Below are 19,068 nucleotides of genomic sequence, written 5' to 3' on the forward strand. Positions count from 1 at the left end.
GGCGTCGGCCCTCAGACGAGGTACGGGGCGACGTCGTCGGCCGCCTCGTCGCCGTAGGAGTCGCGGACGCGCTCGAGGAACTCCCCGTGGGTGAAGTCGTACTCCTGGGTGCCCACGGTCTCGACCACGTAGGCGGCGAGCACGCAGCCGACCTCGCAGGCCCGCTCGAGCGTGACGCCCCAGGCCAGCGCGGCCAGGAAGCCGGCGCGGAAGGCATCGCCGACCCCGGTGGGCTCGACCGCCCCGACGTCCTTGGCGGCCGGCACCTCGATCAGCAGGCCGTGGCGGTCACGGACCCGGACGCCGTCCTTGCCCAGCGTGGTGACCTGGAAGCCGACCCGGTCGAGGATCTCGTCCTCGGTCCAGCCGGTCTTCTTCTCGATCACGTGCGACTCGTACTCGTTCGAGAACAGCAGCGCGGCACCGTCGATCAGGTCCCGGATCAGCTCCCCGTCGCCGAACGCGAGCTGCTGGGAGCAGTCGGCGATGAAGCGGTAGCCGCGCTGGCGGCACTCCTCGGTGTGGCGGCGCATCGCGTCGGGGTCGTCGGCCCCGATCAGCACGTAGGCCGGGTCACCCACCCGAGCCACGATCGGGGCCAGCTCGATCAGCCGGGCCTCGCTCATCGCGCCGGGGTAGAACGACGCGAACTGCGCCATCGTGGTGTCGGTGGTGCACACGAACCGGGCGGTGTGCTTGCTCTCGGAGATGTGCACCGACTCGCAGTCGACGCCGTGCCGCTCCAACCAGGAGCGGTAGTCGGCGAAGTCCTCCCCCGCCGCACCGACCAGCACCGGCCGCAGGCCCAGCCGGCCGAGGCCGAAGCACATGTTCGGCGCCACCCCGCCGCGCCGGATCTCGAGGTCCTCGACGAGGAACGAGACCGACAGCTTGTCCAGCTGGTCGACCACGAGCGAGTCGGAGAACCGTCCCCCGAACGTCATCAGGTGGTCGGTGGCGATGGAGCCGGCGATGAGCAGCGAGCCCGAGGCGTCTGGTGCGGGAGTCACGTCGACCCACACTACCGATCGGTACCGGTGGGTGTACGCCGGAGTAACGCCTAGCGTCGACAGCATGACGCCGTACGAGGAGATCCAGGCTCCCTCCGACCTCCGCGCCGACTGCGAGGCGGTCCACCGCCGGCTCGCCCAGGCCGAGGTCCGGATGGTCCGCCCCGCACCCAGCATCCACTTCGACGAGTACCCGCGCGAGGTCCGCAAGCGGGAGATCCGCATCGACGAGGCGGCCCAGCGCCTCGCCAACGCCTTGGAGCTCCACCTCGACTGAGGTCGGCCGGGCCAGCTCCGCCGAGGCAGGTCCGCCGACATCCGACCCCGAACGCCAGAAGGCCACCCCGGAGACCCGGGGTGGCCTTCTGCTCAGCGCGTGACGCGCCGCGGAGGACTCAGTGGAACGAGTCGCCGCAGGCGCAGGAGCCGGTCGCGTTGGGGTTGTCGATCGTGAAGCCCTGCTTCTCGATCGTGTCGACGAAGTCGATCACCGCGCCGTTGAGGTAGGGAACGCTCATCCGGTCGACGACGACGGCCACACCGTCGAAGTCGGTGACGACGTCGCCGTCGAGGCTGCGCTCGTCGAAGAAGAGCTGGTAGCGCAGGCCGGAGCAGCCGCCGGGCTGCACGGAGATCCGCAGGGACAGGTCGTCGCGGCCCTCCTGCTCGAGCAGGCTCTTCACCTTGGTCGCAGCCACCGGGCTGAGGTTGATCTGGTCCTCACGGCGGTCCGTGATCACCGGGGCGGCGACCGTCTGGGTCGCGCCGGCGGTCTCGTGACCGTGACCGTGGCCGCTACCGCAGCCGCATCCGTCGCTCATACTCACTCCCGCAAGTCGTTGTCGTCGGCGGCACCTCGCGGGCCGCCCGCAGGTTCAATGGTGACACACCCCGGGATATTCCCCGTGATCGAACGCCCCGACCGGACCTGCCGACCGAGCGGCCCGCGGTCACCAGACCAGGACCGGCTTGATCACCTTCCCCGCCGCGGCGTCCGCGATCGCGTCGGCGATCCGGTCGAACGGGTAGGTGGTCACCAGCGGGTCGACGTCGAGCTTCCCCGCCTCGCGCAGCGCGATCAGCTCCGGGATCGTGACCAGCGGGTCCGACTCGCCCTCGATCGAGGACCGGATCGTCTTGCCCGACTGGAGCAGGTCCAGCGCGTCGATCGTGTACTCCGCCGGTCCGAGGCCCAGCGCCACCAGCGTCCCCTGCGGCCGCAGCGACCGCTGCGCCTGGAGCACCACCGCGGGGATCGCGGTGGTGTCGATCGCGTAGCGCGCCCCGCCCCCGGTGTGCGCCTTCACCTGGTCCTCGACGCTGGGCGCGTCGTCGGCGCCGGCGTCGGTCGGGTCGACGGCGAACGCACCGTAGCCCTCGGCGATCGCACGCCGGTCGGCGTTCGGATCGACGGCGACGATCGTCCCGACCCCGGCGCCCGCAGCGGCGGCGATCGCGGCCAGACCGACCGCGCCGGCACCGAAGACGACCAGGCTGTCCTCCGGCCCGGGCTGCAGCAGGTTGAGCACGGTGCCGGCACCGGTCTGGAAGCCGCAGGCGAACGGGGCCAGCCGGGTCAGGTCGAGCTCCTTGTCCACGACGACGCAGTTGTCGGCGTAGGCCAGGGCGTGCCGGGCCAGGCTGGACTGGCCGAAGAAGGAGCCGAAGACGGTCTGCTCACCGCGGCGCATCGTGGTCGAGCCGTCGCCGCGCATCCCCATGTAGTTGAGCAGCAGCGACTGCTCGCAGTAGCCGACGTCGCCGTCGAGGCACGGACCGCAGGCCCGGCAGGAGCGGAACGAGAGGACGACGTGGTCACCGACCTCGATCCCGGCGACCTGGGCGCCGACGGCCTCCACGACGCCGGTGCCCTCGTGCCCCATCACCGTCGGGAACATCTCCGCCGGCAGCATCGTCGGCACGGTCAGGTCGGTGTGGCACACGCCGGTGGCCACGATCCGCACCAGCACCTCGTCCGGGCGCGGCTCCTCGAGCTCCACCTCGGAGAGCGTGAACTCCCCACCCGGCTCCTCGATCAGCGCAACGGTCGTCCTCATCGACATTCCTCTCGGTGTGCTCGGGCCGCCGGCCGCGGGTCGCGCCCGCGCCTCACCGGTCCCGCTCCAGCCAGAACCAGTACAGGTCCGGCACGCCGAAGTACGGCGCCAGCTTTCCGTTCATCACGCCGATCAGCGTGTCCGCGTCGACCGACTTGAAGTGGTCGAGGACCGGCATCCGGTCGTAGACCATCGTCGCGGTGACCTCGCCGCGGAACGACACGTCCCACAGCGATGCCTCGCCGCCGCCGGCCGCGTCGGTGTTCGACTGCAGTGCGCCGTCGGCGCCGCGACAGATCAGCGGCTTCGCGGCCATCGGGTCGGTGAAGTCCTTGCCGTGCCAGGCCAGCTTCGACAGCAACCGGCTGGCCGGGTGGCCGCACGCGAAGTCCCCGCCGCGCCACGGGCCGAGGATGTCGGCCACCTCCACGGTCGGGAGCTCGCCCCAGAGGGCCTCCACCTCCGCGGGATCGACCGTCTCGGCGGAGCGGAGCCTCTCGAACTCGGTACGGGCGTCCATGGCGGCCGAATCTAGAACAGGTTCTGGGCGACCGCCAGGGATCTTGCGGAAGGGGACGGCACCGGCCCTCGGGCCGGGGCTCGGGCCGGGGCCCTCAGCGGCTCCAGGTCCGCGCGACCCGCTCGGCGGTGTCCGCCAGCGCGCCGGACGGATCGGCCAGGGCGCGCTCCTCCCCCACCAGGTCGACCAGCGCGTAGGCGGCGTCCATGCCGAGCGCCCGCATCTCCCTCGAGCCGACCAGCACCCGCCCGGCGATGGCCACGCAGGGACGCAGCGCCGCGGAGGCGAGCGCGGCCACACCGTAGGGCACCTTGCCGGCGCGGCTGCTGAAGTCGAAGGCGCCCTCCCCGGTCACCACCAGGTCCGCCGCGCGGGCCCGGCCGGCGAGGCCGACCGCCTCGGCGACGTACTCCACGCCGGGCACGCGGGTGGCGCCGAGCAGCATCAGCGCATGTCCCAGCCCGCCGGCCGCCCCGGCGCCCGCCTCCAGCGCGGTCCGGCGGTCGGTGGCGGCGGCGAAGCCCTCCAGCACGGCATCCAGGTGCGGAAGGTCGGCCTCCGCGACGCCCTTCTGCGGCCCGAACGTCTTCGTGGCGCCGAAGAGGCCGGTCAGGGGCGAGTCCACGTCGGTGGCGATCACCAGCTCCACGCCGGCGGTCAGGCGCCGCGCGGGTGCCAGGTCGACGGTCGTGACCCCCTCCAGCGCCGCGCCGCCGCGGTCCAACGGGCGGTCGGCGGTGGCGCCGAGCGCGCCGAGCAGTCCCGCGCCGCCGTCGTTGGTGCCCGAGCCCCCCAGGCCGACCACGATCCGCCGCGCGCCGGCGTCGACGGCGGCGGCGACCAGATCGCCCACGCCCGCCGACGTCGCCTCCGCGCCGCCCCGGCCCCCGGTCAGGTGCACCCCGCATGCCTGGGCGGCCTCGACGTACGCGGTCCCCCCGGCCATCAGCACGGCAGCCGGCACCGGCGCGCCGACCGGCCCCGGGACGGTCGCCGCCAGCAGGTCGCCGCCGCGGGCCGCGTGCAGGACGTCGAGGAAGCCCGGCCCGCCGTCCGACATCGGGGCCAGGTCCAGCTGGTCGCCCGGGGCGTGGCGTCGCCACCCCGTCGCGATCGCCTGCGCGGCCTCGACCGCGGTCAGGGTGCCGGCGAACTTGTCGGGGGCCACGAGCACGCGCATGGGCCCATCCTGACGCCACCGGGAGTCACTAGGTTGGCGCCATGCAGACAGCACCGGCGCGGATCCGTCCGATGCGCGCCGCGGACGTGCCCGCCGCGGAGCGGGTCTGCGACGACGCGTTCTACGCGCTGGACCTGGCCACGACCCCGCCGTCCTTGCCGGCACCGAGCCGCCGTACGCCGGAGCGCTCGGCGACCTGGATCACCCGCACGACGCGACTGGTGGAGTCCGACCCCGGCGGCACCTGGGTCGCCGAGGACGAGAACGGGCTGCTCGGCCTGGCGACGAGCCTGCGCCGCGAGGACGTGTGGTGCCTGGCCTCCTACGCGGTGGCGCCGGGCCGCCAGGGAGCCGGGATCGGCGCGGCGCTCCTGGCCGCGGCGCTCACGCACGCCGAGGGCTGCTCACGTCGGATGGTCTCGGCCTCGACCGACCCGCGGGCGCTGCGCCGCTACCACCGCGCGGGGTTCGCACTGCACCCGCAGGTGCACCTCTCCGGCGAGGTCGACCGGGATCGACTGCCGCGGGTGGCCGGCGTGCGTCCGGGCACGGCGGCGGACCGGCCCTGGATGGACGACGTGGACCGCCACCACCGGGGTGGGGCGCACGCCGGGGACCACGTCAGCCTGGCCGAGCGCGGCGACCTGGTGGTCCTCGACGACCGGGGCGGCTACGCCTACGCCTCGCCCGGCGGCGTCGCACTGCTCGCGGCGACCGACGTCGACCGGGCCCGAACCCTGCTGCTGGCCTGCCTGGCCGGGGCCGAGGGCACCTTCGAGATCGGGCACGTCACCGACGCCAACCAGTGGGCCGTCCGGGTCGGGCTGGACGCCGGGCTGGCGCCGTACCAGTCGGGCTTCCTCGGCGTGGCCGGCATGGCGCCCCCGTCGCCGTACCTGCACGACGGTGCGCTGCTCTGAGCCGAGCGCACCGGTCGCCCGGAGGCGGGGGGCGCCCGTGATGAAGGACACCGAATCGGGTGGTGGCGGGGCCGCGGCCTAGAATCCAGGTCATGACGACCGTGGACCTCCCGCTGCTGCCGCTGGGCCGAGGCACCGACCCGCTCTCCGAGCGCGGCGTGGAGTGCCCGGGCGACCTGCCGCCGGCCTCGGACCCCGACCTGGTCGCCCGCGCCGAGGCCGCGAAGGCCGCGCTGGGCGAGAAGCTGTTCGTGCTGGGCCATCACTACCAGCGCGACGAGGTGATCCGGTTCGCCGACGTCACCGGCGACTCCTTCAAGCTGGCCCGCGACGCCGCGGCCCGCCCCGAGGCGGAGTACATCGTCTTCTGCGGCGTGCACTTCATGGCCGAGTCGGCCGACATCCTGACCACGCCCGACCAGCAGGTGATCCTGCCGGACCTGGCCGCCGGCTGCTCCATGGCCGACATGGCCCGCCTGGCCCAGGTCGAGCGCGCCTGGGAGGCGCTGGCGGAGGCCGGCGTCCAGGACAAGGTCGTCCCGGTCACCTACATGAACTCCAGCGCCGACATCAAGGCGTTCTGCGGCCGCAACGGCGGCGTGGTCTGCACCTCCTCCAACGCCGAGGTCGCCCTGGAGTGGGCCTTCGAGCAGCACGGCCCCGACACCAAGGTGCTCTTCCTGCCCGACCAGCACCTGGGCCGCAACACCGCCGTCCTGCAGCTGGGCCTCGACCTCGACGACTGCGTGGTGTGGAACCCGCTGAAGCCGGGCGGCGGCCTGAGCGCCGAGGAGCTCGCCGACGCGAAGATGATCCTGTGGAAGGGCCACTGCTCGGTCCACGGCCGGTTCTCCCCGGACGTCATCGACGAGCTGCGCGCCAAGGTCCCCGACCTCAACGTGCTCGTCCACCCCGAGTGCCAGCACGAGGTCGTGGTCAAGGCCGACCTGGTCGGCTCCACCGAGTTCATCATCAAGACCATCGAGGCCGCGCCGGCCGGCTCGAGCTGGGCGATCGGCACCGAGCTGAACCTCGTGCAGCGGCTCGCGAACGCGCACCCGGACAAGAACATCATGTTCTTGGACCGCAACGTCTGCTACTGCTCGACGATGAACCGGATCGACCTGCCCCACTTCGTGTGGGCGCTGGAGAACCTGGTCAACGGCGTCGTCGTCAACCGGATCGAGGTCGACGAGAAGACCGAGGCCGAGGCCCTGGTCGCGCTGCAGCGGATGCTCGACCTGCCCGGCAGGACCGCGCGCGACTGACCCGCGACCGACCGCAGCCCGCCAACCGACGTACCCACCGCACCACCCGAGGGAAACAGAGCCGATGTTCAAGCGGACCAAGTCCGAGCCCGTCGCCACCGCGCCGACCGCCACCAAGGAGGGCGGCAAGGGACGGCCCACGCCGACCCGCAAGGAGGCGGAGGCGGCTGCCAAGGCGCGCGCTCGCGCCCCGCGGGACCGCAAGGAGCTGGCCAAGCGCGACCGCGCCGCCCGCGCCGAGCGGAGCGCGAAGGTCCGCGAGGCGATGAAGACCGGCGACGAGCGCTACTTCCTGCAGCGCGACAAGGGCCCCGTCCGCCGGTTCATCCGGGACTTCGTCGACGTCCGGTTCTCCGTCATCGAGCTGATGATCCCGCTGCTCATCCTGTCGATGGTGCTCGGCTACACCGGCAACCCGGCGCTGATGAGCGCCAGCTCGCTGATCCTGATGGTGACGCTGGCCGCGATCGTCATCGAGCTGTTCCTGCTGCGCTTCAAGCTGCGCCGCCAGCTGGCCCGCCGGTTCCCCGACGAGCCGCTGAAGGGCACCACCTACTACGCCCTGACCCGCGCCATGCAGATGAAGTTCATGCGGATGCCGAAGGCGCGGGTGAAGATCGGGCAGGACCTGCCCGAGGACTACCGCTGAGCGGACCAAGCACCTCTCGCTTCACCCCGGCACGCACTAGCGTGCCGGGGTGAAGTGCATCCTGGCCCTGCATCGCGACCCGTCCACCGGCCTCGACGCCGAGCTGCTCGGCCCCGGGTTCCGCGCGGCGCTCGCCGCGGCCGGGGCGACCCGGCTCCAGGTGAACCTCGACGACGCCGACGTGGCGCCGGCGATGCGGTTCGGGCCCGGGGCGCGGATCACCGCCGTGGTCAGCGTGTGGGCCGACGAGACGGTCGCCGGACCGATCGTCGACGTCGTACGGCGGCTCGACCCGAGCGCGGACGGCTGGTCGGTCGAGGAGCGTCGCCCCCTCCCGGGGCCGGAGGTCGCGGACGGCGACCGCACCGACGCCCTGGCCAACGTCGCGTTCCTGCGCCGCCCGGACGCGATGCCGCGCGCGGAGTGGCTGGCCGACTGGCTGGAGCGGCACACGCCGGTGGCGATCGCGACGCAGGGCACCTTCGGGTACGTCCAGAACCCGGTGCTGGAGGCGTTGACACCGGGGGCGCCGCCGGTCGCCGGCATCGTCGAGGAGCTGTTCCCGATGGACGCGATCACCGACCAGCACGCCTTCTACGGCAGCGACGGTGACGAGGCCGAGCTGCGGCGCAGGTTCGCGACCCTGATGGAGAGCTGCGCGCGGTTCGGCGCCGACACCGGCCTGGACCTGGTGCCGACCAGCCGCTACCGGTTCACGCTCTGACCCGCGAGCCGGCAGGTTGTCCCTGCCGACTCGCGGAGAGTCTCAGCCGAGCACCTCGGAGCGGCGCGGCGACACCGTCAGCGCGGGGTCGGTGATCACCGCGTCGCCGAGCACCTCGTCGATCGCCGACAGCACGTCGTCGCCCAGCGTCACGCCGGCGGCCTTGACGTTCTCGGTGACCTGCTCGGGTCGGCTGGCGCCGATGATCGCGCAGGAGACGTTCTGGTTCTGCAGCACCCACGCCACCGCCAGCTGGGCCAGCGACAGGTCCACGCCCTCGGCGATCGGCTTGAGGCGCTGGACGCGCTCCAGCACGTCGTCGGTCATCCACTTCTCGATGAAGCCGGCGCCGCCCTTGTCGTCGGTGGCCCGCGAGCCCGCCGGCGGCGGCTGGCCCGGCAGGTACTTGCCGGTCAGCACGCCCTGGGCGATCGGCGACCAGACCACCTGGCCGAGGCCGAGCTCGCGGCAGGTCGGGTCGACCTCGGACTCGATCACCCGCCACAGCATCGAGTACTGCGGCTGGTTGGAGACCAGCGGCACCCGCAGCTCCTTGGCCAGCTCGTGCGCCGCGCGGATCTCCTCCGCACGCCACTCCGAGACGCCGATGTAGAGCGCCTTGCCGGCACGCACCACGTCGGCGAAGGCGAGCATCGTCTCCTCCAGCGGCGTCTCGTGGTCGTAGCGATGCGCCTGGTAGAGGTCGACGTAGTCGGTGCCGAGCCGCTTCAGCGACCCGTCGATCGACTCCATGATGTGCTTGCGCGACAGGCCGTGGTCGTTGTGCTCGCCGGGGCCGGTGGGCCAGAAGACCTTCGTGAAGATCTCCAGCCCCTCGCGCCGCTCGCCGGCCAGCGCCCGGCCGAGCACCGACTCCGCCGCGGTGTTGGCGTAGACGTCGGCCGTGTCGAAGGTGGTGATCCCCTCGTCGAGGGCCTGTCGCACGCAGGCCGAGGCCGCGTCCTCCTCGACCTGCGAACCGTGGGTGAGCCAGTTGCCGTAGGCGATGGCCGAGATCCTCAGGCCGCTCGCTCCGAGATTCCGAAACTCCATGGCAACGACCCTAGCGACAACGCCGTGAGGTGGCCCCTGCCACACTGGTCCACATGGTCGTTGCAGACGTCTCGGTCCGGGTCGCCTGGCCGGCCGACGCCGCCGGCATCGCCGGCATCCAGCTCCGCTCCTGGCAGCGCCGCTACGCCTCCGCCGCGGGCCAGTTCGGCTCCGAGGTCGCCGCCGAGCTCGAGGAGGCCTGGCGCACCAGCCTGGCCAGGCCGCCCGCGGCGCGCCACCGGGCCCTGGTCGCGCTCGAGGCCGAGCGGGTGGTGGGCTTCGCGCTCACCGTGCCGGCCACCGACCCCGACAGCGAGGACGCCGCCGACGGCGAGGTCGCCGAGTTCACCGTCGACCCGGACCGCCTCGGCCACGGTCACGGCTCACGACTGCTCCAGGCCTGCGTCGACACCCTCGTCGCGGACCGGTTCCAGCGCGCCCTCTGCTGGGTGGACAGCACCGACGACGGCCTGCGCGCCTTCCTGTCCGGCGCCGGCTGGGCCGCCGACGGTGCCAGCCGGGAGTTGGCCGGCGAGCACGGCTCCGGCTCGGTCCGGCAGGTGCGGCTGCACTGCTCGATCGGCTGAGCACCGCGTCGGTGGGCACCGGGTCGGTGAGCGCGCGCGGGCAGCGGCGCGGCGTCGTACGCGACAGCGTCGGGGTGGCCGTCGCGACGGGCCTGTACGGCGCCAGCTTCGGCGCCGTGGCCGTCGGCTCCGGGCTGACCGTGGCGCAGACCTGCGCGCTCTCGCTGCTGATGTTCACCGGCGCCTCCCAGTTCGCCCTGGTCGGCGTGGTGGGCGCCGGCGGCGCCCCGCTGGCGGGCACCGCCGCGGCCCTGCTGCTCGGCGCCCGGAACACGCTGTACGGGCTGCGGCTGGCTCCCCTGCTCGGTTGGCGCGGATGGCGGCGGGCCGCCGCCGCGCAGGTGCTGATCGACGAGTCCACCGCGATGGCCGTCAACCGCCCGGACCGCGAGCTGGCCCGGGTCGGCTTCCTGACCACCGGCGTCGGGATCCTGGTGCTCTGGAACGCGTTCACGCTGCTCGGTGCCCTGGCCGGCGAGGCGATCGGCGACCCGCGGAACTTCGGGCTCGACGCCGCGGTCGGCGCCGCGTTCCTGGCTCTGCTGTGGCCGCGCCTGCGCGAGCCCGGCCATGCCCGGATCGCGCTGCTCGCCGCGACGCTGGCCGCGCTGGCCGTCCCGTTCACCCCGGCCGGGCTGCCGGTGCTGCTGGCCGGAGGCGTCGCGATCCTCGTCGGCGCCCTGCTCGCGGGCCGCGCCCACACCCCGCCGCCGGAGGTCGCGCCGTGATCTGGTGGGCCGTCATCGTCGGCAGCATCGGCTGCTACCTGCTGAAGCTGGCCGGCCTCGCAGTACCCGAGTCGGTGCTTGCCCGGCCCTGGGTGGCCCGGGTGGTCGACCTCATCCCGGTGGCGCTGCTGGCGGCGCTGGTCGCCGTGCAGGTGCTCTCCGCGCCGGACCCGTCCGGCGGGCAGCAGCTGTCCTTCGACGCGCGGGTGGCCGGGCTGGGCGCCGCGGTGGTGCTGCTGGTGCTGCGCGCGCCGTTCCTGGTCGTGGTGGTGGGGTCCGCGCTGGTGGCGGCGGGGCTGCGAGCCATCGTGGCGTGACGGGCTCGACCCGCGCCGAGGTAGCCCACGCGGGGGTCGGCATCGCCCGTGTCTGCCGCGAGCCTGCGGCGCGCCGGCTGGGTGCGGCTCTCGGCACGCTGGGGTGCTGGGGTGCTGGGGTGCTGGGGTGCTGGGGTGCTGGGGTGCTGGCGCGAGGCGGGTCGTGTGCCTGAGAACCCGCTATGCCGGGGTGTGGGGCACACGACCCGATTCCGGGCTGCACCGCCGCGCGGAGGGGCCATCTAACACGCTGCCCGGCCCCCGGAAACCGATCGGCGAGTGGGACGCCTGAGGCGCAGGGGCGGGGTCGGCCGACTTGCACGACTCAGAAGCCATCGAGCGATGTCGGCACCCCACGCGCGACCAGGAGGAGCCCTCCGACCGTCACACCCGCCGGACGGGGCCCGCTCGCTTGCTACCCTGCCGCGGTGGTGGTGCACCTGAGCGGCACGCTGGTCTGTCGCGACCTGTCGGAGGTCCAGGTCGTTCGCGAGATGCTGCCGCGTCACATCGAGCTGACGCTGCTGGAGCCGGGGTGCCTGGACTTCCTGGTCGAGCAGACCGACGACCCGCTGGTGTGGCGGGTCGAGGAGCGGTTCGCCGGGTCCGACGCGTTCCGCGCGCACCAGGCCCGGGTCGCGTCCAGCGACTGGGGCGCCGCGACGGCCGGCATCGAGCGCTTCTACGAAGTCGAGGGACTCGACTGAGCCGCACGCCGACCGTGGGCCGCGGCCACGGTCAAGCGGACCGGAGCAGGGCGGTACCGCCGACCACGAGCACCGAGCACGCCACCGCCGCGCACAGGCGCACGGACGTCCGGCGATGCCATGGGACGAGCGCCGCAGGAAACGCACCCACCAGCACCGCCAGGCCCAGGTAGGCGACGCCGCCGGACACATCGCGCTCCGCCCCGTACCCGGCGCCGGAGCAGCCGCCCACCCCGCAGAGGCTCAGGCCGGCCACCCCCACCAGCATCCACGCGATCGTGACGCACCCCACGGCAACCGAGCCGACCACGATCCCTCGCAGCGCGCGCTCCGACCGGTCGGGCCCGGGCACCCCGTCCCCCGCCTCGGGCACCCCGTCCCCCGCCTCGGCCACCTCGGCCTCAGTCGAGGTCGAGCAGGTGCTCCAGGCCCACGGTCAGGCCCGGGTACTCGGCGATCTTGCGCACACCGGCCAGCACCCCCGGCGTGAACGACGCCCGGTCGAGCGAGTCGTGGCGGATGGTCAGCGTCTCCCCCAGGCCGCCGAGGACCACCTCCTGGTGCGCGACCAGGCCGCGGATCCGCAGCGCGTGCACGTGGATCCCGTCGACGACCGCGCCGCGGGCGCCCTCCAGCGCCGTGGACGTGGCGTCCGGGACCGGCCCGGAGCCGGCGGCCTCGCGGGCCGCGGCGATCAGCTCCGCCGTACGACGGGCGGTGCCGCTGGGTGCGTCGGCCTTGGTCGGGTGGTGCAGCTCGACGACCTCGACCGACTCGTAGAACGGGGCCGCCTGCGCGGCGAAGCGCATCATCAGGATCGCGCCGATGGAGAAGTTCGGGGCGATCAGCACACCGACGTGGGGGCGCCCGGCGAGCTGGCCGCGCAGCGTGGCGAGCCGCGACTCGTCGAAGCCGGTGGTACCGACCACGGCGTGGATGCCGTGCTCGATGCAGAACGCGAGGTTGTCCATCACCACGTCGGGGTGCGTGAAGTCGACCACCACCTGGGTGCCGGTCTCGACCAGCGTCTCGATCGGGTCGCCCGCGTCCACCGCGGCGGACAGCTCGACCCCGTCCGCGACCTGCACGGCCTTGACCACCTCGGAGCCGACCTTGCCCCGCGCGCCGACGACTCCGACCCGGATCGGCGTCGTGCTGGGCCCGTTCAACGTCGCGTTCGTCACGAGAGCCCAGCCTAGGCGGTCGCCGGCCGGCACGGGACACACCCTCGGTGAGGTGGACCTGTGCTGCCACGATCCTCGATCGTCTGGCAGGCTGGCCCCCATGGCAGCACAGCAGATCCCGGCCCGGATCCGGTGGGCGGTGGATTTCATGGACGTCCAGCCCCAGGACCACGTGCTGGAGGTCGGTTGCGGATCGGGGGCCGCCGCGGACCTGATCTGCCGGCGCCTCGAGGGCAAGGGCAAGATGTTCGCGATCGACCGCGCCGAGGCGGGCGTCGACCGGACCAAGCAGCGGTGCGCCCCGCACATCGAGGCCGGCCGGCTCACGGTGCGTCAGATCGACCTGGCCACCCTCCGCGTCCCCGTGAAGCGCCTGACCAAGGTGTTCGCCTTCGACGTGAACCTGTTCTGGGTCCGCGAGTGCAAGGACGAGCTCGCGCTGCTGCACGAGCGGGTCCTGCCGGGCGGCTCGGTGAACCTCTTCTTCTCCACCACCCGCCCCGAGCAGGTGCCCGAGATCCTCGCCAAGTCCTCGGCGGCCCTCACCGAGGCCGGCTTCCGGGTCTACATCGTGGACTCGAAGCAGCCGCCGGTGATCGGCATCATCGGTCGCCGCTGACCCCGTCGGCATCGTCGCTCGGCTCGCTGCCATTGCTCCCGGAGCGGCCGGCACGCCACGAGCCGCGGGTCCACGACGGCCGCGACGGCCGCGACGGGACCGCCGAGCCACGGCGCACCTCCCGGGCGACGTGGTCGGTCAGCTGCTGCGCGAGCAGGCGTCGCTCCTCGCGGCGGATCACCCGAATCTCGGCCAGCATCTCCCGGGCGGTGGCGATGCACATCGCGACCATCACCAGGCTGAACGGCAGCGCCAGCAGGATCGCCATCGTCTGCAGCGCCCCGAGCGGGTTGACGCTCGGGTCGGTCTCCTGCGCCTGGATCCCGACGTAGAGCAGCACGCCCGCGACGGCCCCCTCCATCGCCGCCCAGAACGCCCGGCTCCACACCGGCGGGTTCTGGTTGCCACCGGAGGCGAGCATGTCGACCACGAAGGACCCGGAGTCCGAGCTGGTGACGAAGAAGACCACGATCAGCAGGAGCGCCACCCCGCTGAGGAACGCCGAGCCCGGCAGCAGGTCGAACATCTGGAACAGGGCCGTGTCCGTCGAGACCGAGCCGTCCTCGGCGACCAGCCCGCCCGCACCGAAGATCTGCTCGTAGAGCGCGGTGCCGCCCATCACGGAGAACCACAGGAAGGTGACCAGCGTCGGCACGGCCAGCACGCCGACGACGAACTCCCGCACCGTCCGCCCGCGTGAGATCCGGGCGATGAAGACGCCGACGAACGGCGCCCAGCTCATCCACCAGCCCCAGTAGAAGGTCGTCCAGTCCCCCAGCCACGCCTTGCCGTCCTCCTGGAAGGGCCGCGCGTTGAAGGACATCTCGAAGAAGCGCTGGATGTAGGAGCCGACCTGGGTGACGAAGTCGCTGAAGATGAAGAACGTCGGACCGAGCAGGACCACCGCCAGCATCAGCGCGACCGCGACGCCCATGTTGATGTTCGACAGGTAGCGGATGCCCTTGTCCACGCCGGTGACCACGGAGACCAGTGCGATCGAGGTGATCACCACGATCAGCGCGATCAGCAGGAACGTGGTCGGCTCGTCGACCACGCCCAGGTAGGCCAGCCCGGCGCTGATCTGGCTCACGCCGAGGCCGAGCGACGTGGCCACGCCGAACAGCGTGCCCAGCACCGCCGTCACGTCGATCACGTCGCCCCAGAAGCCGTGGACCCGGTGTCCGAGCAGCGGCTCGATCGCCCAGCGGATGGAGACCGGGTTGCCGCGCCGGTGCACCGAGTAGGCGATGGAGACGCCGACCACCACGTAGATCGCCCACGCGTGCAGCCCCCAGTGCAGGAACGTGGTGTCCATCGCAGTGCGGGCGTTGAGCGCCGGCGTGCCGGCCGGCGAGCCCGGCGGCGGCGAGGCGAAGTGACTGAGCGGCTCCGCGACGCCCCAGAAGACCAGGCCGATGCCCATCCCGGCCGCGAAGAGCATCGCGAACCAGGAGCCCAGCCCGAACTCCGGCTCGTCGTCGTCCTTGCCGAGCACGATGTCGCCGAGCCGCGACGCCGCGAGCCAGACGGCGAAGAAGACGAACGACGTCACCGCGGCGATGTACCACCAGCCGAGGTCCTCGACGACCGAGTCGTTGACCTTCGCCAGGAAGTCCCCGGTCTCCTTCGGGAAAGCGGCCGTGACCAGCACGAACGCGACGAGCAGGCCCGCGGCTGGCAGGAACACCCGTGGATGGGTGATCAGCCCCGTGAACCGCGACGGAGGGCGTTGAGGGGTCTCCTCCCGGACCGAGGTCGGCGCGGCCACGGCTCCACCTCCTGGGGTCGACGCTGGCTGCCAGGACTCTCCACGCTAGCCGGTCGGGGTGCACCACGCACCCGGCGTCAGGCGGGCCCGACCACCGCCAGCACCTCGGGCCGACTGAACACCTCGGAGGCGATGTGGCGCACGTCCTCCAGCGTCACCGCGTCGATCCGCGCCATCACCTCGTCGATCCCGAGCACCTCGGTGTGCACCAGCTCGGCCTTGCCCAGCCGCATCATCCGGGCACCGGAGTCCTCCAGGCCGAGCACCAGTCCTCCGGTGAGCTGCCCCTTGCCGCGGGCCAGCTCCTCGGCCGTGATGCCGTGCGCGGCGATCTCCGCCAGCTGCTGGCGCACCACCGTCAGCACCTCGTCGGTGCGGTCGGGCAGGCAGCCGACCGCCACCCCGACCAGGCCGGAGTCGGCGTAGTGGCTGGCGAAGGAGTAGACCGAGTACGCCAGACCGCGCCGCTCCCGGATCTCCTGGAAGAGCCGGCTGGAGGTGCCGCCACCGAGTGCGGTGTTGAGTACGCCGAGCGCGAACCGCTCGTCGTCGTCGCGGGCCGGCCCCTCCATCCCGAGCACCAGGTTCACCTGCTCGAACGGCCGCGCCACGCGGCGCTCGCCGCCGGCGATCCGCGGCCGGTGGGTGCCACCCCGGCACGGGCGCGGCGTCGCCGTGCCCGCCAGGAAGTCGTGCTGCGCGAAGGCCCGCTGCACCGCACGGACGACCTCGCCGTGCTCGAGTGCCCCGGCCACCGAGATCACCATGTTGTCCGGCGTGTAGTGGTGCCGGTAGAAGCGCTGGATCTGCTCCTGGGTCATCGCGCCGATCGAGTCGACCGTGCCCGCGATGGGACGCCCGAGCGGCGACTCGGAGCCCCATGCGACCTCCGCCAGGAGGTTGTGCACCACGTCGTCCGGGTCGTCCTCGTGCATCGCGATCTCGTCGAGGATCACGTCACGCTCGGCGTCGACGTCGTGGCCGTCGAGCAGCGAGCCGGTGATCATGTCGCCCAGGACGTCGACCGCCAACGGCAGGTCCTCGCCGAGCACCCGGGCGTGGAAGCAGGTGTACTCCTTGGCCGTGAAGGCGTTGAACTCGCCGCCGACCGCGTCCAGGGCGATCGAGATGTCGAACGCGCTGCGCTGCGAGGTGCCCTTGAACAGCAGGTGCTCGAGGAAGTGGGAGCCGCCGTGGGTGGCGCCCTGCTCATCGCGGGAGCCGACGCCGATCCAGACCCCGATCGAGGCCGACCGGGCGCCGGCCATCTGCTCGGTGACGATCCGCAGGCCCGAGGGCAGCTGCGTCCGCCGTACCTGGGAGGTGATCTGGCCGGCCGCGTCACGGACCGTCTCCAGCGTTCGGGTGCTGGCGCGGCCGGCCCCGACGACGACCTCGGGCTCGTCGGGGAAGGCCGACGGCCGGCCAGCGTGGTGCTGGCCGGCCGTCTGTGAAACCGAGTTCACGAACCGATCACGCCTCGTCGTCCGCGTCGTCGGCGCCCTCGGCGCTCTCCTCGACGACGGGCACCAGCGACAGCTTGCCGCGGTCGTCGATCTCGGCGATCTCGACCTGCAGCTTCTGACCGACCGAGACCACGTCCTCGACGCTGTCGACGCGCTTGCCACCGGCCAGCGAGCGCAGCTTGCTGATGTGCAGCAGGCCGTCCTTGCCCGGCATCAGCGCCACGAACGCACCGAAGTTGGTGGTCTTGACGACGGTGCCGAGGTAGCGCTCGCCGACCTCCGGCATGGTCGGGTTCGCGATCGCGTTGACCGCGGCCCGGGCCGCCTCGGCGGCCTCGCCGTTGGTGGCGCCGATGTACACGGTGCCGTCGTCCTCGATGGACACGCTCGCGCCGGTGTCCTCCTGGATCTGGTTGATCACCTTGCCCTTCGGGCCGATGACCTCGCCGATCTTGTCCACGGGCACCTTGACGGTGATGATCCGCGGCGCGGTCGGGGACATCTCGCCGGGCACGTCGATGGCCTCGGCCATGACCTCGAGGATCGCCAGGCGGGCGTCCTTGGCCTGGTTCAGGGCCTGGGCCAGGACCTCGGCGGGGATGCCGTCGAGCTTGGTGTCCAGCTGCAGGGCGGTGACGAACTCCTTGGTGCCGGCGACCTTGAAGTCCATGTCGCCGAAGGCGTCCTCGGCGCCGAGGATGTCGGTCAGCGCGACGTACTGGGTCTCGCCGTCGATCTCGCCGGAGATCAGGCCCATCGCGATGCCCGCGACCGGCGCCTTCAGCGGCACGCCGGCCTGCATCAGGGCGAGCGAGGAGGCGCAGACCGAGCCCATCGAGGTGGAGCCGTTGGAGCCCATCGCCTCGGAGAGCTGACGGATCGCGTAGGGGAACTCCTCGCGGGTCGGCAGCACCGGCAGCAGCGCGCGGCGGGCCAGCGCGCCGTGGCCGATCTCGCGACGCTTCGGGGAGCCGACGCGGCCGGTCTCGCCGGTCGAGAACGGCGGGAAGATGTACTTGTGCATGTAGCGGCGCGAGGTCTCCGGGGAGAGCGTGTCGAGCTGCTGCTCCATCTTGAGCATGTCCAGGGTGGTGACGCCCAGGATCTGGGTCTCGCCACGCTCGAACAGCGAGGAGCCGTGCACCCGCGGGATCACGTCGACCTCGGCGTGCAGCGGACGGATGTCGGCCAGGCCGCGACCGTCGATGCGGATCTTGTCGCGCAGCACGCGCTCGCGCACGACCTGCTTGTTGACCGAGCGGAACGCCGCGCCGATCTCCTTCTCGCGACCCTCGAACTGACCGGCCAGCTTCTCGAGCAGCTCGGCCTTGAGCTCGTCGGTCTTCGCCTCGCGCTCCTGCTTGTCGGCGATGGTCATCGCGGCGACCAGGTCCGCCTTGGCGGCGGCCTCGACGGCCTCGAAGACGTCGTCCTCGTAGTCGAGGAAGATCGGGAACTCCTGGACCGGCTTGGCGGCCACGTTGGCGAGCTCGACCTGGGCCTCGACCAGCTGCTTGATGAACGGCTTGGCCGCGTCCAGACCGCTGGCGACGACCGCCTCGGTCGGGGCCTGGGCGCCGGAGGTGACCAGGTTCCAGGACTGCTCGGTGGCCTCGGCCTCGACCATCATGATCGCGACGTCGCCGGTCTCGGTGACACGACCCGCGACCACCATGTCGAAGACGGCGTCCTCGAGCTGGCTGTGGGTCGGGAACGCGACCCACTGGCCACCGATCAGGGCGACGCGGGTGGCGCCGACCGGACCGCTGAACGGCAGGCCCGAGAGCTGGGTGGACAGCGACGCGGCGTTGATCGCGAGCACGTCGTAGGGGGTGTCGGGGTTGAGGGCCATCACGGTGATGACGACCTGGACCTCGTTGCGCAGACCCTTCTTGAAGGTCGGGCGCAGCGGGCGGTCGATCAGCCGGCAGGTGAGGATCGCGTCCTCGCCCGGGCGACCCTCGCTACGGAAGAAGGAGCCGGGGATCTTGCCCGCGGCGTACATCCGCTCCTCGACGTCGATCGTCAGGGGGAAGAAGTCGAAGTGGTCCTTCGGGTGCTTCCCGGCGGTGGTCGCCGAGAGCAGCATGGTGTCACCGTCGAGGTAGGCGCTCACCGAGCCGGCGGCCTGGCGGGCCAGCAGGCCCGTCTCGAACTTGACGGTGCGGGTGCCGAACTTGCCGTTGTCGATAACGGTCTCAACGGCGGAGATGACGGGTTCAGTCACAGATGACTCTTTCGTTCGCGGTGCGATCCGCGACGCCCGCGTCAGTTGGCCGATCTTCGATCGAGGCCCTCGCTGCAGTGCAGC

Annotated in this window: 21 protein-coding genes; 10 read left to right on the plus strand and 11 right to left on the minus strand. The window is 72.4% G+C overall.

The genetic code is table 11. The annotated features are described in order from the left end of the window. Nucleotides 1-11 precede the first annotated feature (11 nt). The gene (locus tag E8D34_RS03270) at nt 12-944 is read right to left on the minus strand and encodes a carbohydrate kinase family protein (protein ID WP_240771095.1); all 933 of its coding nucleotides are present in this window, start codon (nt 942-944) and stop codon (nt 12-14) included. Between the two features lie 130 nt (nt 945-1,074). Here E8D34_RS03270 and E8D34_RS03275 point away from each other — a divergent pair, with 130 nt between their 5' ends. Beyond that, the gene (locus E8D34_RS03275) at nt 1,075-1,287 is read left to right on the plus strand and encodes a hypothetical protein (RefSeq protein ID WP_136593154.1); all 213 of its coding nucleotides are present in this window, start codon (nt 1,075-1,077) and stop codon (nt 1,285-1,287) included. Between the two features lie 118 nt (nt 1,288-1,405). Here E8D34_RS03275 and erpA read toward each other — a convergent pair whose 3' ends face one another. The 4 genes from erpA to E8D34_RS03295 all read right to left on the minus strand — a co-directional run bounded on the left by erpA (nt 1,406) and on the right by E8D34_RS03295 (nt 4,767). Next, entirely contained in the window at nt 1,406-1,831 is a 426-nt protein-coding gene (gene erpA, locus E8D34_RS03280) for an iron-sulfur cluster insertion protein ErpA (protein WP_240771067.1), read from the minus strand. 129 nt (nt 1,832-1,960) lie between these two features. Then, nucleotides 1,961-3,067, minus strand: a complete 1,107-nt coding sequence (locus tag E8D34_RS03285) for an NAD(P)-dependent alcohol dehydrogenase (RefSeq protein WP_136593155.1) — start codon at nt 3,065-3,067, stop codon at nt 1,961-1,963. A gap of 52 nt (nt 3,068-3,119) precedes the next feature. Beyond that, nucleotides 3,120-3,587: a DUF4334 domain-containing protein gene (locus E8D34_RS03290; protein ID WP_136593156.1), complete on the minus strand. Its 468-nt coding sequence runs from the start codon at nt 3,585-3,587 to the stop codon at nt 3,120-3,122. Nucleotides 3,588-3,681: 94 nt separating this feature from the next. Then, on the minus strand, nt 3,682-4,767 hold the full coding sequence (locus E8D34_RS03295) for a glycerate kinase (protein WP_136593157.1): 1,086 nt from the start codon (nt 4,765-4,767) through the stop codon (nt 3,682-3,684). A gap of 41 nt (nt 4,768-4,808) precedes the next feature. Here E8D34_RS03295 and E8D34_RS03300 point away from each other — a divergent pair, with 41 nt between their 5' ends. The 4 genes from E8D34_RS03300 (at nt 4,809) to E8D34_RS03315 (ending at nt 8,328) form a co-directional block, all read left to right on the plus strand. Next, the gene (locus tag E8D34_RS03300) at nt 4,809-5,687 is read left to right on the plus strand and encodes a GNAT family N-acetyltransferase (RefSeq protein ID WP_136593158.1); all 879 of its coding nucleotides are present in this window, start codon (nt 4,809-4,811) and stop codon (nt 5,685-5,687) included. A gap of 92 nt (nt 5,688-5,779) precedes the next feature. Next, nucleotides 5,780-6,955 carry a quinolinate synthase NadA gene (gene nadA, locus E8D34_RS03305; RefSeq protein ID WP_136593159.1) on the plus strand — a complete coding sequence of 392 codons (1,176 nt, stop codon included), beginning with the start codon at nt 5,780-5,782 and terminating at the stop codon, nt 6,953-6,955. A gap of 64 nt (nt 6,956-7,019) precedes the next feature. After that, the gene (locus tag E8D34_RS03310; protein ID WP_136593160.1) at nt 7,020-7,604 is read left to right on the plus strand and encodes a DUF3043 domain-containing protein; all 585 of its coding nucleotides are present in this window, start codon (nt 7,020-7,022) and stop codon (nt 7,602-7,604) included. A 49-nt stretch (nt 7,605-7,653) separates the two neighbouring features. Beyond that, on the plus strand, nt 7,654-8,328 hold the full coding sequence (locus E8D34_RS03315) for an EthD domain-containing protein (protein WP_136593161.1): 675 nt from the start codon (nt 7,654-7,656) through the stop codon (nt 8,326-8,328). Between the two features lie 42 nt (nt 8,329-8,370). Here the strand turns inward: E8D34_RS03315 and E8D34_RS03320 are convergent, their stop codons facing one another. Beyond that, nucleotides 8,371-9,381 carry an aldo/keto reductase family protein gene (locus E8D34_RS03320; protein ID WP_136593162.1) on the minus strand — a complete coding sequence of 337 codons (1,011 nt, stop codon included), beginning with the start codon at nt 9,379-9,381 and terminating at the stop codon, nt 8,371-8,373. 53 nt (nt 9,382-9,434) lie between these two features. Here E8D34_RS03320 and E8D34_RS03325 point away from each other — a divergent pair, with 53 nt between their 5' ends. From E8D34_RS03325 to E8D34_RS03340, 4 genes are all read left to right on the plus strand, one after another. Then, complete coding sequence (locus E8D34_RS03325; protein WP_136593163.1) at nt 9,435-9,968, plus strand: GNAT family N-acetyltransferase; 534 nt, start codon at nt 9,435-9,437, stop codon at nt 9,966-9,968. A 26-nt stretch (nt 9,969-9,994) separates the two neighbouring features. Then, nucleotides 9,995-10,696 carry an AzlC family ABC transporter permease gene (locus E8D34_RS21010; protein WP_136593164.1) on the plus strand — a complete coding sequence of 234 codons (702 nt, stop codon included), beginning with the start codon at nt 9,995-9,997 and terminating at the stop codon, nt 10,694-10,696. Beyond that, the gene (locus tag E8D34_RS21015) at nt 10,693-11,013 is read left to right on the plus strand and encodes an AzlD domain-containing protein (RefSeq protein WP_206056532.1); all 321 of its coding nucleotides are present in this window, start codon (nt 10,693-10,695) and stop codon (nt 11,011-11,013) included. The genes E8D34_RS21010 and E8D34_RS21015 overlap by 4 nt, the downstream gene beginning before the upstream one ends. 428 nt (nt 11,014-11,441) lie before the next feature. After that, a complete protein-coding gene (locus E8D34_RS03340) occupies nt 11,442-11,720 on the plus strand; it encodes an antibiotic biosynthesis monooxygenase (RefSeq protein ID WP_206056533.1) in 279 nt (92 codons plus the stop codon). Between the two features lie 31 nt (nt 11,721-11,751). Here E8D34_RS03340 and E8D34_RS03345 read toward each other — a convergent pair whose 3' ends face one another. Then, nucleotides 11,752-12,114: a hypothetical protein gene (locus E8D34_RS03345; RefSeq protein WP_136593165.1), complete on the minus strand. Its 363-nt coding sequence runs from the start codon at nt 12,112-12,114 to the stop codon at nt 11,752-11,754. Nucleotides 12,115-12,121: 7 nt separating this feature from the next. Further along, entirely contained in the window at nt 12,122-12,865 is a 744-nt protein-coding gene (gene dapB / locus E8D34_RS03350) for a 4-hydroxy-tetrahydrodipicolinate reductase (protein WP_240771096.1), read from the minus strand. Between the two features lie 139 nt (nt 12,866-13,004). Here dapB and E8D34_RS03355 point away from each other — a divergent pair, with 139 nt between their 5' ends. Further along, nucleotides 13,005-13,523, plus strand: a complete 519-nt coding sequence (locus tag E8D34_RS03355; RefSeq protein WP_136593167.1) for a class I SAM-dependent methyltransferase — start codon at nt 13,005-13,007, stop codon at nt 13,521-13,523. Here the strand turns inward: E8D34_RS03355 and E8D34_RS03360 are convergent. The 3 genes from E8D34_RS03360 to E8D34_RS03370 all read right to left on the minus strand — a co-directional run bounded on the left by E8D34_RS03360 (nt 13,507) and on the right by E8D34_RS03370 (nt 18,984). Beyond that, complete coding sequence (locus E8D34_RS03360) at nt 13,507-15,210, minus strand: BCCT family transporter (RefSeq protein ID WP_206056534.1); 1,704 nt, start codon at nt 15,208-15,210, stop codon at nt 13,507-13,509. The two genes, E8D34_RS03355 and E8D34_RS03360, sit on opposite strands and share 17 nt — an antisense overlap. Before the next feature lie 158 nt (nt 15,211-15,368). After that, complete coding sequence (locus tag E8D34_RS03365; RefSeq protein WP_136593169.1) at nt 15,369-16,757, minus strand: pitrilysin family protein; 1,389 nt, start codon at nt 16,755-16,757, stop codon at nt 15,369-15,371. A 7-nt stretch (nt 16,758-16,764) separates the two neighbouring features. Further along, entirely contained in the window at nt 16,765-18,984 is a 2,220-nt protein-coding gene (locus E8D34_RS03370) for a polyribonucleotide nucleotidyltransferase (protein WP_206056535.1), read from the minus strand. Nucleotides 18,985-19,068: the final 84 nt, after the last annotated feature.

The sequence above is a fragment of the Nocardioides sp. GY 10113 genome (genome assembly GCF_004919105.1).
Classification (GTDB): Bacteria; Actinomycetota; Actinomycetes; order Propionibacteriales; family Nocardioidaceae; genus Nocardioides.